We start from the raw sequence: 16,145 nt of genomic DNA on the forward strand, positions 1-16,145 counted from the left end.
AGGAGAAAGGTATGAATACCTACCATAATGAAAAAAAAGGTTTTATTGACCCTGTTTGCAAAATGGAAGTTAATGAAAATTCACAATTTAGCACAGAGTTTAACGGGAAAATTTATTATTTTTGCAGTAATCATTGCTATGAAAAGTTTATTAAATCTCCTGAAGATTTTGTTAAAGAGAAAAAGGATATTCATCATCACAGCGGACATGAGCATAAACACCACCATGTTGAAAATGGGCATCAAATTGACAACCATTCTCATCACACACACGGTAAAGAGGACGACCATGCATGTTGCGATACTGGATTAGATGAGGTTCAAAAAGAAGCGGAAAAGAATATTTCCAGAGTGTTTGAGGGAAAATCCATAATTTACACCTGTCCTATGCACCCTGAGGTTGAAAGCGACAAGCCAGGGAATTGCCCTAAGTGTGGAATGGCTTTGGAGAAAAAGGAAATTACCCTTGATGATGATGAAAGAAATCCTGAGTACGAGGATATGCTAAAAAGGTTTAAAGTAAGCGTTGTACTTGTTATCCCTTTGCTTATTCTGGCAATGGGCGACATGCTCCCCGGAGCGCCTATGTCAAAGTTGTTTTCGCCTAAGTTAAAGGTTATGCTTGAATTTGTTTTTGCAACCCCCATAGCAGTATGGGCTGCCTGGCCTTTCTATGAGAAGGCAGTTTTATCTTTAAAGGGGTTTAATCTTAATATGTTCACCCTTATAGGTTTGGGAGTTGCCATAGCATATATTTACAGTGTGGTTGCTGCATTTCTCCCGGGTATATTTCCCCCTGAGTTTTTAAGCGAAACTGGAGAGGCTCAGGTTTATTTTGAAGCGGCAGGGGTAATTGTAACCTTGATTTTGCTTGGTCAGGTGCTTGAATTGAAGGCAAGGACTCAGACTGGGGCGGCAATAAAGAAACTTTTGGGGCTTGCTCCTAAATCTGCAAGGCTTATAAGAGAGAACGGAGACGAAATTGATATCTCTATTGAGAAAATAAAGGTGGGGGATTTGCTCAGGGTAAGGCCTGGAGAAAAAATCCCTGTTGACGGAGAAGTGGTTGAAGGTGAAAGTTTTGTTGATGAATCAATGATTACAGGTAAGCCGCTTCCGGTTAAAAAGAAGAAGGGAGACAAGGTCATAGGCGCAACTGTTAATAAAAAAGGAAGCCTTGTTGTTAGAGCTGAAAGGGTAGGCTCGGATACAATGCTTGCAAGAATTGTAAAAATGGTCAACGAAGCCCAAAGGAGCAAAGCGCCTATTCAAAAACTTGCAGATACTGTTTCTGGTTACTTTGTGCCTATAGTTATTCTTGTTGCGGTTATCACCTTTATTGTTTGGTTTAAATTCGGTCCTGAGCCTAAATTTAGTTATGCAATTATAAATGCAATTGCTGTTTTAATTATTGCCTGCCCCTGTGCGTTAGGGCTTGCAACTCCAATGTCAATAATGGTGGCCACAGGGAAGGGTGCTACTCACGGCATACTTTTTAGAAATGCGGAAGCTATTGAAAAGTTTGAAAAGGTTAATATCTTAATTGTTGACAAAACAGGCACATTAACTGAGGGAGAACCTAAGGTTACAATTGTAAAGCCAGCAGAAGGGTTTACAGAAAATGAGGTTTTATTCTACGCTGCAACTTTGGAAAAAAGTAGTGAACATCCGTTAGGAGCAGCAGTTGTTAACAAGGCTCTTGAGTTAGGATTGTCTCTAAAATCTCCTGAGAAGTTTCAGTCTATAACCGGAAAGGGAATTGCAGGCAAAGTTGACGGTAGAGAGGTCTATGTTGGAAACAGAAAAATTGCTGAAGAGTTTAACATTGATATTTCAGGGATAAAAAATGAGGCAGAAAAACTTCAGCAAGAAGCCTATACCGTAATTATGGTAATTGTTGATTCAAGACCAGCGGGAATTATAGGAATTATTGACCCTATTAAAGAGACATCTCTTGACGCTATTAAAACCCTGCACAAATTAGGTATTAAGGTTGTAATGGCTACGGGAGACAATAAGAAAACCGCTGAGGCTGTTGCAAACAAGTTAGGTATAGACAGTGTTTTTGCAGAAGTGTTGCCTGAAGACAAGGTGAATCTTGTTAAAAAGTTTAGAGAAGAAGGCGATATTGTGGCAATGGCTGGTGACGGAATAAACGATGCCCCTGCTTTAACCCTTGCAGATGTAGGAATTGCTATGGGAACAGGAACCGATATTGCAATTGAAAGTGCCGAAGTGACCCTTGTTAAGGGCAATTTGCAGGGTATTGTAAAGGCTTATCAATTAAGTAAAGCTACAATGAGAAACATCAAACAAAACCTTTTCTTTGCTTTTATATACAACTCTGTTGGTGTGCCGGTTGCAGCGGGGGTGCTTTATCCTTTTTTCGGCATACTATTAAGCCCAATAATAGCAGCTGCTGCTATGAGTTTTAGTTCAGTATCTGTAATTGGCAATTCATTAAGGTTACGAAATATAAAATTATAAAAGGAGTTTTTATGTGGAATTATCATTATATGGGATATGGAGGATTTATGATGTGGTTAGGATTTATTTTTATAATTGTTGTTTTGTATATTGTTTTAAAAAACTCTGGTGCATTAGCGGGGGTTTCAAACTCTAACAAAAATAAAACACCAATGGATATACTTAAAGAAAGGTATGCTAAAGGAGAGATTACTGAGGAAGAGTTTGAAAGAATGAAGAAGAATCTTTAATCATTTTTTGCTAAAAGCCCCCAAAAGAGGGGCTTTTTTATTTTTACTTAAATTCACTGCGTTATCTCTTTTAAAAATTCTTTGCTTTTTATTGCTACATTTTTCATTATTTTCCCGGGAATACCGGAAAAAATCTTTGACATTAAAGAGATATTGATTTTTGACACATACACATTGCCATTTTTGTCTTCGTAAATAGTCCATGAGCAGGGGATAAGCCCGGATAGTTCAGGATTATTGCTTACAAGCATATTGGCATTTTTAGGATTACACACAAAATAGATTTTACAGTTTTTAATAGATTCAAAGTTAAGATTTTTATTTTTTTGAAATTGATAAAAATCCCAAGTATCTATGGGTAATCCCCAGCCTTCCGCTTTGTTTATTGTGTTTTCCAGCCTTTTGCAGGTTTCTTCAAACCCGTATTTGCTTTTTACGGTTGTAATTGCATTCTTTCTGGTGAAAACAATAAAAAACACACTTACAAGAAAAATGGTAATTAAAGCGGTTAATATAATAGTTAACATGTTACCTCCTTTCATAGGTTTTAGAAGTGCTATTAAATAGTTTCAATCTTTGCTTCACTAAAAGTTTTGCTAAAAAAAGCCCGGGGGTGGGTATCCCGGGCTTAAGTTAATAATAATGATAAATAGTTGGGAGAGGTTAAAATTAATTCATTCCTCCCATTCCGCCTCCCATTCCGCTGCCGTCCATATTACCCATTGCATCGGGAATTGGAACTAAAGGAATGGCTGTCTGGATCCCATTGCTGTTTATTAAAACAAGGGGGACAATGCCGTCATCTTCTGCCCTGATTTCAATAACTCCTTTGAAATTATTGATACCTTGATACTCGCTTAAGAAATTTGCAAGTATATCAACTGTTTGCTGGCCTGCCAACAGAGTTATGTCTTTTCTGAAAACTTCTACACCGTTAACATCTTTTAAGATTAAAGTTGCGTTCATATCTGTGTCTGAGGTGTTTACCATTGCAAGCCCTGTAATATTGTTTTCATCGTTTACAATGGGAGCGGCAAAGCCTCTCATCATTCCTGCCATAAACCTCATTCCGTTTGTTCCTACCTGAGTGGCGAGAACGCCGTTGCTGTCAAATCTCTTGTACTTTACTCCTAAAAATACATGGTCGCTCATCATTCCATGATTACCGCTATTATCGCCCATGCCGTCACCCATATCGGTGGTCTGGTCATTTTCATCAACAATATAGGTTGCCCAGCCGATAACTTTTTCGTTTTCCGGGTTTCCAAGTGTTACTTCTACCATTCCGCCTGCTGGTACTGTTATTTCAAAGTTGTCTCCAAACTGCCCATTTACATCAAGGGCAAGCCTGCTTCCATCCTGGTTGTAAAAATATAAAGTTCCAGTTGCATCCTCGCTTATCCCAGGGTTAAAAACAGTTATGACAGTCTGATATCTCCCACCTATATGGATATGTGGGATTACCAGGTTATTCTCCATCTCCATACCTTCGTGATTCTGGTGAGTTCCTGTGTTTCCGTCCATATCATTGTGTGCAGAGGCCAACCCCACACTTAAAATCATTGCCGCAAGTAGTATAAAAAGTTTTCTCATAATTTCTCCTTTATCTCTTTACTTTGTTAGAATTAGCGTTCTGGTTATTCTGGTTTGTTGACATCCATTTGTCCATCATTGATTTACAATAATTGCACATCTCACCATTTTTCATCATTTCAGCAGTGCAGGTGCATTTGGACATATCAAAGTTGTGCATTTTCATCATTTTTTTGTGCATTTCCATCATTGTTTTTTTGTCCCAATTTTTCATATAATTCCTGCAGTGGTCCATCATATACATTTGTTTATTGTTTTTCACCTTACTATTCTGATTGTTGGCACTGGTGTGCATCCAGCAACCATTCATCATATAAGTTTCATTCTTCTGTGCATTTGCCGGTGTCTTTTCAAGTTCAATCCCTTCTTCTTCCATCTGTTTAATATACTTGTCCGGGTTTTTCATAAATTCAGCAGGGCAACCTTCGCATCCGAAATAAATCCTTTTACCCTTGTAATCCACATATAGGTTTTTGTTAATGTCCATTTTGCAGATTGGACACTTTGTTTGAGGTTTTAATTTCTTATCGCTTTTTGCGAATGAGGTAATACCGAATATAAGCCCTAAAACAACTGTTAAGATTAATAATTTTTTCATTTCGTCCTCCTAAAAATTTAGTACACTCTATTTATTGCAACTCCTGTGCCAGAACAACAAATGCTTTAAAGTCAATAAATTATGTTTTTGTTTGTTTTGAATACTATTCAAAAATTGATTTAAGGTGTTCAATTTTTGAGTATTAGTTTTTTTTGATTTTTTGGAATATTATTTTAAAATAAAAACATGAATACAGTTAAGAAGCCCTGGTTGAAATTTTATGGAAATATACCTGAATCTTTAGATTATCCTAAAAAATCCCTCTATCAGGTTGTTAAAGAGAATGCAAAAAAACACGGAAACTCAATTGCATACAAGTTTTTAGGTGCATCCTATACATACAATCAACTTATTGAAAATATTGAAAAATTTGCTTCAGGGCTTAAGTCTCTGGGCTTTAAAAAAGGGGATACCATGAGCATTATAATGCCTACATGCCCTGAAGGGATTGTTGCTTTTTATGCTGTAAACAAGTTAGGCGGAATTGCAAGTATGGTGCATCCCCTTTCAACTGAAAAAGAGATTGAGTATTATTTTAATTTAAGCGATTCAAAGTATGTTTTAACCCTTGATATGTTTTACGAAAAGGTTGAAAATGCTTCAAAAAATTCAAAGGTTGAAAAAATAATTGTCTCAAAAATATCAAACTCAATGCCATTCCTTAAAAAATCAATATACAACCTCTTTATGTCAAAAAAGGTTAAGTTAGGTGAAAAGGCGGTTAAGTATAATGATTTAATAAATATTAAAGACTATGTTGAAGATGCTGAGGTAAATACAAATGAATTAGCGGCAATTCTGTACAGCGGTGGTACAACAGGTTTTCCAAAAGGGGTAATGCTTTCAAATTACAATTTAATTGCAGAGGGGATGCAGGTTTCAGTCTGGGGGGGTTTAAACGAAGAGGATACAATATTGGCAATTCTCCCAATTTTTCACGGTTTTGGTTTAAGTGTTTGTATAAACGCTGTTTTTATGGGGGGAGCAAGGTCAATTTTAATCCCCAAGTTTGAATTAAATGATTTAATTAAGACGATAAAGAAGGAAAAACCAACCTTTTTAATTGGTGTTCCCACTCTGTACAAGGCTTTTGTTGATAGTGAGGATTTTAGAAAGATAAAACTTGACTTTTTAAAGGCTGCATTCTGTGGGGCAGACACTTTGCCTGAAAAGTTAAAGAGAGACTTTGACTTGCTTGTTGAAAAAAGCGGCGGAAAGGCAAAGTTGCTTGAAGGATACGGCTTAACTGAGGCTGTAACCGCTGTTATGGCTATGCCTTTAAACCACTATAAACCAGGCTCAATGGGGGTTCCATTCCCTGATATGCTTGCAAAGATTGTTGAACCGGGAACGGATAAAGAAAAGGAAACTGGTGAGATAGGAGAGATTGTTTTATCAGGGCCTGATGTTATGCTTGGTTATATAAAGAATAAGGAAGAAACAGAAAGGGTTTTAAAGAGGCATTCAGACGGCTTAACCTGGCTTCACACAGGTGATTTAGGCTATATGGATGAAGACGGCTTCTTTTACTTTAAGCAGAGATTAAAGAGAATGATTAAGGTTTCTGGATACAATGTTTTTCCAGCAGAGGTTGAAAATGTGCTTATAAATCACCCATTGGTAAAAAATGCCTGCGTTATAGGTGTTGAAGACGATTATCAGATGACGAGAGTTAAGGCATTTGTGGAACTTGAAGACTTTTCTAAAGCAAGCGATGAGTTGAAAAAAGAGTTGATTGAGTATGCTAAAAAGCATTTGATAAAGTGGAGTTGCCCTAAAGAAATTGAATTCAGGAAGGAATTGCCGTTAACAAAGATTGGCAAGGTTGACTTCAAGGTTCTTGAACAGGAAGAAAAGGAAAAAAGGCTTAAAGAAAAGAAAGAAAAATAATCTAAAATCATATTTTTAAAAATTTAGAAAAAAACAAGCCCCCTCAAAAGGGGGCATCTTTATGTGAAATAAGGAGGTCTGCCGTATTTACACTATTTTAGACGAAGGCTTTAAATAAAAAGTTTATACCTGTAAATTTAATATCTCAAAGATTGTGTCAAGGTCTTTGTCTCCCCTTCCAGAAAGATTGACAATTATTATTTTGTCCTTAGGCAAAGTTTTTGCGAACTTTATTGTATAGGCAATAGCGTGAGAGGATTCAAGGGCAGGGATAATCCCCTCAACCTCGCTTAAAATCCTTAATGCATCAATTGCCTCTCTGTCTGTTACTGCAACATACTTTGCCCTTCCGGTTTCTTTCAAAAATGCGTGCTGAGGGCCGACTGATGGATAATCAAGCCCTGATGCAATTGAGTATACAGGTGCAGGGTTGCCCTTTTCGTCTTTAAGCATAATTGAGTTAAAGCCGTGCATTATTCCCTCTTCCCCAAAATTCAAGGTTGCAGCATGCTCTCCAAGTTTTTCTCCCTTCCCAAGCGGTTCAACTCCGATTATGTTAACCTCTTTGTAATCAAGGAATTGGTTGAAAAGCCCTATCGCATTGCTTCCCCCACCGACGCAGGCAATCAGATAATCAGGAAGCCTTCCCTCATGCTCTAAAATCTGCTTTTCTGCCTCTTCCCCCACAATCTTTTGAAAATCTCTAACCATAGACGGGTATGGATGAGGTCCAACAGCTGAGCCTAATGCGTAAAATACATCCTCGTGGTTTTGAACAAATGCGTTTAATGCGGCATCAACAGCCTCCTTTAAGGTTGCAGCACCTTCGTTTACCTCAATTACATTTGCCCCTAAAAGTTTCATTCTCAATACATTTGGCGCCTGTTTCTTTACATCAACTGCCCCCATGTAAATGTCACAATCAAATCCAAACCTTGCGGCAACAGTTGCTGTTGCAACACCGTGTTGGCCTGCTCCTGTCTCTGCAATCAACTTTTTCTTTCCCATTTTCTTTGCAAGCAATGCTTCCCCGATTGTGTGGTTTATCTTGTGCGCACCTGTATGGTTTAAATCTTCCCTTTTAAGGTAAATTTTTGCTCCACCGCAGTACTCTGTTAACCTTTCTGCAAAGTATAAGGGGGATGGCCTTCCTGCATAGTGCTTCAAATAATACCTAAACTCTTCCTGAAATTCCTTTGTTGGCACTATTGTTTTATAAGCCTCTGCTAACTCATCAAGTATAGGCTTTAAAACCTCTGGCACATAAGCGCCGCCAAATTTACCAAAAAAGCCTTCCCTTAAATTCTCTTTTTTCTCCTGAATGTGTGTAGCTGTATTCATAAAATCCTCCAATTTTTTTTATTAAATAGAAATAAAATAAGTAAATAGAATAAGTTATAAAAATACACCTAAAAAAGGGTATTTAACAAGATTGTTTTAATTAAATAAGGGGATTAAATTGTGAGGTTAGCTACGCCACATCCAGGAGGCAACTTCAACAACATTTAACTGCGGATAATTGATTTTTCTCATATCTGCCTCCTGCAAAGTAAGTTAAAAAGAATTTAAAGCATTGGCTTTCATTTGTCAAGCATTTTAATGAAAATTTTTTTATAGCATGCTTTTCCCTCTCTAAAATCATTTTCAAGGTGCTTTTAGGAGGATTATTCCCTCTTTTGGGGGGATTGATACTGTTGAATTTGCTTTCCCTTTTTGGTTTGTTAGTGAATCAATTGTTTTGTACATCCCGTTTAAAGGTAAATTTAATGTTTTTTGAGAGTTGTTGCATATTGCAACTCCGTTTTCAAAGTACCTTATTGAGTACATTGTGTTTGTGTCTGAATAAACCTTTATGTTGTCAATAAGTGTTTTCCCCCTGTTCTTTATTCCAAATACAATTTGATAATCGTTTGCATTTTTAAGTTTACAGGATGTTTTAAATGTGGATGTTTTTAAGATTGGAGAGTTTTTCCCGAAGTATTTGTCTATGTTTAAGTCATAGTTTTCACTCTGGCTTTTTGAGCGAATGACAAAGTAAAACTCTGTGTTTTCTTGTTTTTCAAGTATTTTGTAATCAAACTTAACAATTATCTCATTTTCAGGGGTAAGAGAGTTTGACGGAGAGAATAAAAATTCGTTCCACTCATCGGTTGAGTTTGTGCTGTCTGCCAGTATTGATTTTCCATCAATTCCGTTTTCTGTTATCTCGCCAAATTCATTTGTTTCCCAGCTGTTGTTTTCAAAGTCGTTTGTTAAAACAGGGTTTTCAATCACAATCTCCCCATCATCTAAAGGTACTCCAAGGTCAATAAGGTATTCAGGGTAAATCCAGTGTTCAGAGTGGGTTTGTGAGCCTGCGTCGTAGGAGTAATATCCATCTGAAATTAAAGCACTTGCAAGCCCGAACCTCATTTTTTTTAAGTCATTTTCTCCCCCGCAGGCGTTAATTGTATTTAATACAGGCTTTTTCATTAAGTTGCATAGTTTTCTGTAAGTGTTTACCTCGTTATACCAGTTGTCCCACTCAGTAAACTCTTCAATTAAAGCACCGTTTAAGTATTTGTAAAAAGCATAGCCGCCATTCCCCATAAATAGTGAGTTTGATGTTAATGAGTTAAACCTGGCAAGCATTTCATCCATTCCGTCTTTCCAGGAATTGTCAATTAGTTCGGTGTTGTCTCCTATTGAATCTCCGTTAATGTCAATGCACTCATCAATCCAGGAAATGTTGTCCCAGCAATTGTCAACATAAAATCCATCCCACAGTTTGCAGGATAAAACATTGTTCACTATAAATTCAGCAAAGGTTGTGTTCCACTTTTTCCCATTGACTTCAGGGCAAAGGGATGAGCAGTTTAGCATCCAGGTATCTTCCCAGAAAACAATGTGTTCCCCGTTACAGTTTTTTAGCCACCAACTGTCTTTAATGTTTTGCCATAGTTTATACCTTAATGAATTCTCATCGTAAAGAGGCGAGTCTGTTTCAATCTCTTCCGCTGTCATATAGCCAAGGATTTTTATTTCAGGGTTTATCTTTTTTATGCTTTTTAAAATATCCTGTTTTGCATTTCCCGTTTCCATATCAAGCACAATTAAATCCATCTGCGAAAGGGGTGTTATGTCACTTTCATTAACATCCCCTAAAAAATAGTTTGCAATTTGAGGAAATCTTTTTGATTTTAACTTTTCTCCGTTAAAAAATGTGTGCCTGTCCTGTTCATTGTTCCCTGAGATAATTATTGGCGCTGGAATCGGGTAATTGCTTTTTAACTCAATTTTGTCAAAGTTTTCAGGGGTTAACCCTTGTATAAAGTTTGATACAAGCTTAACATTTTTGCTGAATTGGTTTAATTCAAATAAGTTGTCTCCAACCTTTTCTTTCCCTTTATAAGCGCTTAAATATATTTTTACCGGGAAACTGTTAAAGTTTGCAATTGCCAATCCTGACCAGTCAAACCAGTTTTCAAATTTATTGTTAATTAAAAAGTGTTTTGAAAGATTGTCCGGTTTTATCGGGAAAGCGCAGATTGACTGTCTCCCTTTGAATCTGTAATAAAGTGTTAACATAATGGCATTGTTGCTTTCAATTTTGTACAGGCTTGAGAAGTCTAACTCGCTTCCGCTTTTTAGTGCTATTTTTGAGTATGGGGGAATTGTAATTGTTTTTGATTCTCTCTTGCCAGTTAGGATTATTTTTGTTTCATAGTTTGATGGATTTATTAGTTCAACTGAAGTTTCCCAGTTTTCCTCTGCTATGTGGTTTAGATAAAATGTGCCACTTGCCATTAATTGGCCTTTAAGGAATAAATGCCTTGTCTGGCTGTTGTTACCTGAAATAAATATTGGGGAATAGATTTCTCTGTTTGAGGAGACAATTAAAAAATCAGGGATTGTATCATTTAAAAATATGTTTTTTAGCGTTGATACAAATTTTGAGTAAGGGTTAAGTGTTGTGTTGAATTCGCTTATTTTTTCTCCGTTTTTGTAAGCGGTTATATTCAAGTTTATTTTTTCGTTTAAGTGATTGGCAATAGCAATGCCTGACCAGTCAAACCAGTCAGGTTGTTTTACAGGGATAATCCATTTGCTATTGCTTTTTTCATTCAGGTTAAAACTTGAAACAGACTTTGTGTCTTTGTATCTGAAGGATAGATTGATGTGAATTGAATTTGAGAATGAATTAACCAGAACAAAGCCGTTTTTTCCAAACTCATTGTTTGTTAATGTTATTGCTTCAAGAGGGTTTATTAAAATTGGTTTTTCAATTTTTAATTTCCCACTTTCATACTTTTTTAATGTTAAATAGCATTCTTTCCCTGATTCGTTGAATATTTTTGCTGTTGTGTGCCAGTTTTTCTCTGCAATGTGGGGGATAACAAAGGTATGAGGCTTTGAATTCGCAATATTTTTAAAAAGGTAAAATAGGTTTTTTTCTTTTAAGTTTTTATAAACAATTCCGCTGTACTTTTCCGGGCAATTTTCAATGTTTTCTGGATAGTCTGCAAACGGTGTCCAGAATACAACTCCGTCTGTTAATCCCAACTCCAGAGGGATAGTTTTTTTTAAGTAATTGACTAATCCCTCTTCCCCCTGTTTAAACTCCCCATTTTGCCAGATTTTTTCAGAAGAATAGCAGGTTTCAGTAATCCACAAAGGTTTGTTGCCGTAATCTTTTAAAATATTTTTATTCATCTCAATTTGATTGACAATTTGAGATGGGGTTTTGTAATTTGTGTGTATGTTTAGAATGTCAAAGTTGTTGAAAGCAGGGTAATTGGTGTTTCTTAACAATTTTTCAAGGTAATTCGGGTGTGAATTTATAGAATTTATATCCTGTGCCAGTCCCCCTATTAAAACCTTTGCATCTGGGTTTCCGTCTTTTATCCCGTGGTAAAAATAGAATAGCATTTTTGCATATTCCGCTGATGTGTCGCTTGAATTAACACTTTTTAAAAAATCTGTGTCTTCTTCATTCCACAACTCATAGTAAAAAACGCTGTCCTTGTACCTTTCCGCAAGGGTTTTTGCAAAAAGGTAAAGGTAATCGTAACCGCTTCCCTCACTGAATGGGGATTGGTAATCCCCTATTTTTTCGTCGGTTGGTGCATAAAAGTAATAGTCAGGTGCATTTGGATTTGAGCTAACCCATTTTGGACACCACGCAACAGCAATCAATGGATTTAAGTTATACTTTTTTAAAGTGTTGATTAGCAAATCTTCATTTTCAAAGTTAAATTTATCTTTTTCAGGGTTTAGCATATCCCATATTGCGCCAATCCTTACCCATTTTGCCCCGCTTAAACTTGCTTTTTTCAATGTGTTGTCAATTGTTTGTGAATCTTCCCCCTCCAATCCGACAATGTGCACTCCCATCCTTGATGACAATGTTTTATTTTTTGAAAGTGTGTTAGCCCTGCTAATTGCGTATTTAACTGTGTTAAATAGATTTTTCTCCTCAATCTCATTTAAGTTGAACAGGTTTAGAGAGTTTATGTTGAGGGAATCAAAGAGTAAAATTCGCTTCAGCAACTCTTCATTACTGTTTGATTCAATGTCGTAAAGATAGGTTGAGCAGGCAATCTTTTTTGCGCTTACCTGTTTAATCAAAAAAATTAATTCATTATACTTTTCTAAATTGTGTTCATTTGAATCAACTAAAATCATTGTGTAAGGTATATCTGCAATTTTGCAGGCTTCTTGGTAATCTATTCCATAATCTTCTAATGCCCACTTGTCTGCAAGTAAATGAGGCCTGAATGGTATGCTTTTGCCACTTTTTACTATTCTATTTTTTATAAATTCAAGCAATCGGTTAACCTGATTTGCCCTCCATTCAAGCCAACTATTATAAATCTCTTCATTGTTGAAGATATAATCTGCCTTTTCTTCAGGGGAATTTCCCTCAACATTGATTCCAGTATCACTTTCAAATGCTTCAACTGAAAAGTTATCAAAACTTGAATATAAGGTTAAATCCTGATTTTCAATATAGTATTCAGCCCATTGAAAGTTGTCGTTTAAATCAATACCGTCAATGTTGTAACTAACCAACTGGTCAATTAAACTGGCGAGTAAATTCTTGTATTCATCTTCCTTTATAACCCTTGCAGGGGGAATAATTCTCTGAAAATAATCATTGCTGTTATAGTAATCTGACGGTTTGCCGTTTGAGAGAATTGAAATCCAATCCGGGTGAAGTGATAAAAAGTATTCATTCGGCATATTTATCCAGGCATATACCTTTAATCCTTTCTGATGGGCAATTTTTATAACATTTTCAAAGTAATTCTCTTCAACCCCCTCTGCAAGGGGTAAAACTGAATTTGGGAAAAATGCCACACTTTTACCATCCTCCACAAACTCGTCTGTTGCAGGAAGGATAATTGCATTAAATCCCATTTCTTTTATTTTTACTATTGTCTGTTCAATGTTTGAATTGCCAATGTGCGAGGGAAAGTACACACCAAATTCTTCAATAGAAAATGCAAGGCAGGATGTAAAGATTAAGAGAAAAAAAGCAATCTTTTTCATGATTTTTCTTCTTTTTAAATTTAAGCAATTATAGTGAATTTGCAAGAAATTTTTTAAAACATTGCAGCAAGGATTTTAGCCCAGAGCATCATTGAGATCATAGCAACAGGGTAAACAGCGGCATAGGTTATCATTGGGGTGTCTGAATCTGAAAGAGAGGTGGCAGCAGCAAGCCCCGGGGTTGATGTCATCCCACCTGTAATAATCCCGCTAAGCCTTAAATAGCCGTATTTCAGGAAAATCAGGTTGATTATTAAAACAACAACCATTGGCAAAAGGGTAATCAATGCACCGTAAAGAAAAAGGGAAAATCCGCTTGTGTGGATAATCTGCGCAAAGGTGCTTCCAGCCTTTACCCCAACAACTGCAAGGAAAAAAACAAGCCCCAACTCCCTTACAAAGTTTACTATTGCCCCGGGGGCACGCCATATAATTGGCCCTGTTTTTCCTAAATTGCTTAAAACAAGCCCTGAAAATAGAATTCCCCCGGTCATTCCCATTTTTAGAGAGATAACTTTTCCAAATGAAACAGGTATCATCCCTATCAAAATCCCTATAACCATTCCTAAAATTACAGCGTAAATATTTCCCTCTTCAAGCGCCTTTAAATCGTCTCCAAAAATGTTTTTAATCTCATTCATAACAGATTCTTCTCCAACAACAGTAACCCTGTCTCCCCACTCAAACTTTCTGTCAAGCATTGCAGGAAATTCAATCCCGCTTCTCCTTATCCTTGTAATTGTTGCATTAAAGTATGAGTTTAATGCTATATCCCTGACAGTTTTTCCAATAATTTCCCTGTTTGTTACTACAAATTTTTTAACTGTTAGGCTTCTTGAAGGTATTTCCCTGTCTGTTTTGCCCCCTAAAAGGTTTGTTGCATTTTCAAGGTTTTCAGGTGTTCCAACAACTCTTACAATGTCCCCTTTAAGCAATTTTGTTTCAGGTTTGGGAACAAAAATTTTATCCCCTCTCATTACCCTTGAAACAACGCACCCTGTAACAGTCCTGAATTTTAGTTCCCTTAAACTTTTGCCAAAAATGGCAGGATTTTTAACTTCATTATGGATAAAACCAATCTTCTCTTTCTCATTCTCCTGTTTGTTTTCTTCCCCCTTTTTAATAAAAAAAGGAAGGAGTTTAACAAATACAATTACTCCAATAACTCCAAATGGATAGGCAATTCCGTAACCTGTTGAGGTAAGGGGGGAATTTGTTGCCTCCTGTGCAGCGGCAAGCCCCGGGGTTGAGGTTAATGCACCTGCAAAAAGCCCAATTGCAATTTCAGGTTTTACATTGAAAAAATATATAATTATTGCTGTAACAATTGCCCCGATTGAAACTATTGCAAATGCAAGCATATTTAATGCAAAGCCGTCTCTTTTAAAGAATGAAAAAAACTTTGGGCCAGCCTGTAAACCTATTGAATAAACAAAAAACAAAAGCCCCACCGTTTTAAAGGAAACAGGGGCATCTAACCCTAAATGCCCTGCAAGTATTGCCACAAACAAAATTGCAGAGGATTCAAGGGAAAAGCCTTTTATTTTTATTCTGCCGATTAAATACCCGATAGAGATAATTAAAAAAAGTGTAAACACCTGGTTTTTCCCTAAAAAATCAAGCACCATATTCATAACATTGTAAAATTTATCACAAAATCTTTTTTTCTCAACCCTCAATTGAAAGAAAAATTCTAAATTTTTATTCCAAACCTAACTCCCAAAACCCAGTACCCAAAACCTAAAACCTTTTTTAACTTTTTTTCGTCAAAATTCCTGGCACTTGGTCTTTTTGAGTGCTAATTTGAGGGTGAAATTTTTATTCTTTGTATTAAAATATTCTATGGTTTCTTGACAAAAATTTGATTTAAATAAATCTCTTTAAAAGAGGTGGCTATGATTAAGGTTGAGGGATTAACCAAGTATTACGGCGATTTCCTTGCAGTTGATAACATTTCTTTTGAGGTGAAAAAGGGGGAAATTGTCGGGCTTTTAGGCCCTAATGGTGCGGGTAAAACAACCACTTTAAGGATTTTAACAGGCTATCTTCTTCCTTCAGGGGGAAGTGTAAAGATTAAAGATTACGATATTTACAAGGATTTAAGGGAGATTAAAAAGACAATTGGTTACCTTCCTGAGACAACTCCCCTTTACGGCGAGATGCTTGTTTACGATTATTTAAACTTTGTTGCTGATTCAAAGGGGATTGAGGAAGAAAAGAGGCTTGCCGAGTTAAAGAGGGTTGCTGATGTTTGCCAGATTAAGGATGTTATGCACAAGCCTGTTAATGAATTGTCAAAGGGTTATAAGCAGAGGGTTGGGCTTGCCGCCGCTATGCTTGGAGACCCTGATATTCTTGTTTTAGACGAACCAACAAGCGGGCTTGACCCTAACCAGATTGTTGAGATTAGAGAGATAATAAAAGAGATAGGGAAGGAAAAGACTGTTTTGTTTTCAACACACATTTTAAGCGAGGCTGAAGCAACCTGCGACAGGCTTGTAATTATAAGTAAGGGAAAGATTGTTGCAGACGGGAAAACAGAGGAATTGAAAAGGGGAAGAGACAAATTTATCGTTAACCTTGAACTTGAAAATGTTGATAGTAATACTGCAGTTAATGAGTTGAAAGTGGTTAACGGTGTTGAAGATGTTAAGGTTAACTCTGAAAACGGTTCATTGAAACTGACACTTGAGGGGAAAGAGGATTTCAGAAGAGAGGTTTACTCGCTTATAAAGTCAAAAGACTGGGGATTGCTTGAGATGGCAAGGGCCTCTGAGACACTTGAAGAAATCTTCAAAAAACTGACGAGGGAGTAGG

The 16,145-nt window shown here is 36.6% G+C and carries 10 protein-coding genes; 4 read left to right on the top strand and 6 right to left on the bottom strand.

The features are described 5' to 3' along the window. The first annotated feature begins 11 nt into the window (after nt 1–11). Both TTHT_RS00750 and TTHT_RS00755 read left to right on the top strand, forming a co-directional pair. Nucleotides 12–2,486, top strand: a complete 2,475-nt coding sequence (locus tag TTHT_RS00750) for a heavy metal translocating P-type ATPase (RefSeq protein ID WP_201328129.1) — start codon at nt 12–14, stop codon at nt 2,484–2,486. Nucleotides 2,487–2,497: 11 nt separating this feature from the next. After that, on the top strand, nt 2,498–2,716 hold the full coding sequence (locus tag TTHT_RS00755; RefSeq protein WP_201328130.1) for an SHOCT domain-containing protein: 219 nt from the start codon (nt 2,498–2,500) through the stop codon (nt 2,714–2,716). A gap of 53 nt (nt 2,717–2,769) precedes the next feature. Here the strand turns inward: TTHT_RS00755 and TTHT_RS00760 are convergent, their stop codons facing one another. From TTHT_RS00760 to TTHT_RS00770, 3 genes are all read right to left on the bottom strand, one after another. Beyond that, nucleotides 2,770–3,243 carry a DUF302 domain-containing protein gene (locus tag TTHT_RS00760; protein WP_201328131.1) on the bottom strand — a complete coding sequence of 158 codons (474 nt, stop codon included), beginning with the start codon at nt 3,241–3,243 and terminating at the stop codon, nt 2,770–2,772. A gap of 142 nt (nt 3,244–3,385) precedes the next feature. Further along, a complete protein-coding gene (locus tag TTHT_RS00765; protein ID WP_201328132.1) occupies nt 3,386–4,309 on the bottom strand; it encodes a hypothetical protein in 924 nt (307 codons plus the stop codon). A 10-nt stretch (nt 4,310–4,319) separates the two neighbouring features. After that, nucleotides 4,320–4,907 carry a YHS domain-containing protein gene (locus TTHT_RS00770; protein ID WP_201328133.1) on the bottom strand — a complete coding sequence of 196 codons (588 nt, stop codon included), beginning with the start codon at nt 4,905–4,907 and terminating at the stop codon, nt 4,320–4,322. A gap of 186 nt (nt 4,908–5,093) precedes the next feature. Between TTHT_RS00770 and TTHT_RS00775 the strand changes: the two genes are divergently transcribed. After that, nucleotides 5,094–6,797 (top strand): AMP-binding protein, encoded by a 1,704-nt coding sequence (locus TTHT_RS00775; protein WP_201328134.1) that lies wholly within the window; start codon nt 5,094–5,096, stop codon nt 6,795–6,797. Between the two features lie 123 nt (nt 6,798–6,920). On the opposite strand, the gene trpB is transcribed toward TTHT_RS00775, so the two are convergent. The 3 genes from trpB to TTHT_RS00790 all read right to left on the bottom strand — a co-directional run bounded on the left by trpB (nt 6,921) and on the right by TTHT_RS00790 (nt 15,007). Beyond that, nucleotides 6,921–8,138 carry a tryptophan synthase subunit beta gene (trpB, locus tag TTHT_RS00780; RefSeq protein ID WP_201328135.1) on the bottom strand — a complete coding sequence of 406 codons (1,218 nt, stop codon included), beginning with the start codon at nt 8,136–8,138 and terminating at the stop codon, nt 6,921–6,923. 303 nt (nt 8,139–8,441) lie between these two features. After that, nucleotides 8,442–13,328, bottom strand: a complete 4,887-nt coding sequence (locus tag TTHT_RS00785) for a putative glycoside hydrolase (protein WP_201328136.1) — start codon at nt 13,326–13,328, stop codon at nt 8,442–8,444. A gap of 53 nt (nt 13,329–13,381) precedes the next feature. Continuing rightward, the gene (locus TTHT_RS00790) at nt 13,382–15,007 is read right to left on the bottom strand and encodes an aspartate:alanine exchanger family transporter (protein WP_201328137.1); all 1,626 of its coding nucleotides are present in this window, start codon (nt 15,005–15,007) and stop codon (nt 13,382–13,384) included. A 216-nt stretch (nt 15,008–15,223) separates the two neighbouring features. Between TTHT_RS00790 and TTHT_RS00795 the strand changes: the two genes are divergently transcribed. Further along, nucleotides 15,224–16,144, top strand: a complete 921-nt coding sequence (locus tag TTHT_RS00795; RefSeq protein ID WP_201328138.1) for an ABC transporter ATP-binding protein — start codon at nt 15,224–15,226, stop codon at nt 16,142–16,144. Nucleotide 16,145 lies beyond the last annotated feature (1 nt).

Origin of the sequence: Thermotomaculum hydrothermale (genome assembly GCF_016592575.1) — a bacterium.
Lineage (GTDB): Bacteria > Acidobacteriota > Holophagae > Thermotomaculales > Thermotomaculaceae > Thermotomaculum > Thermotomaculum hydrothermale.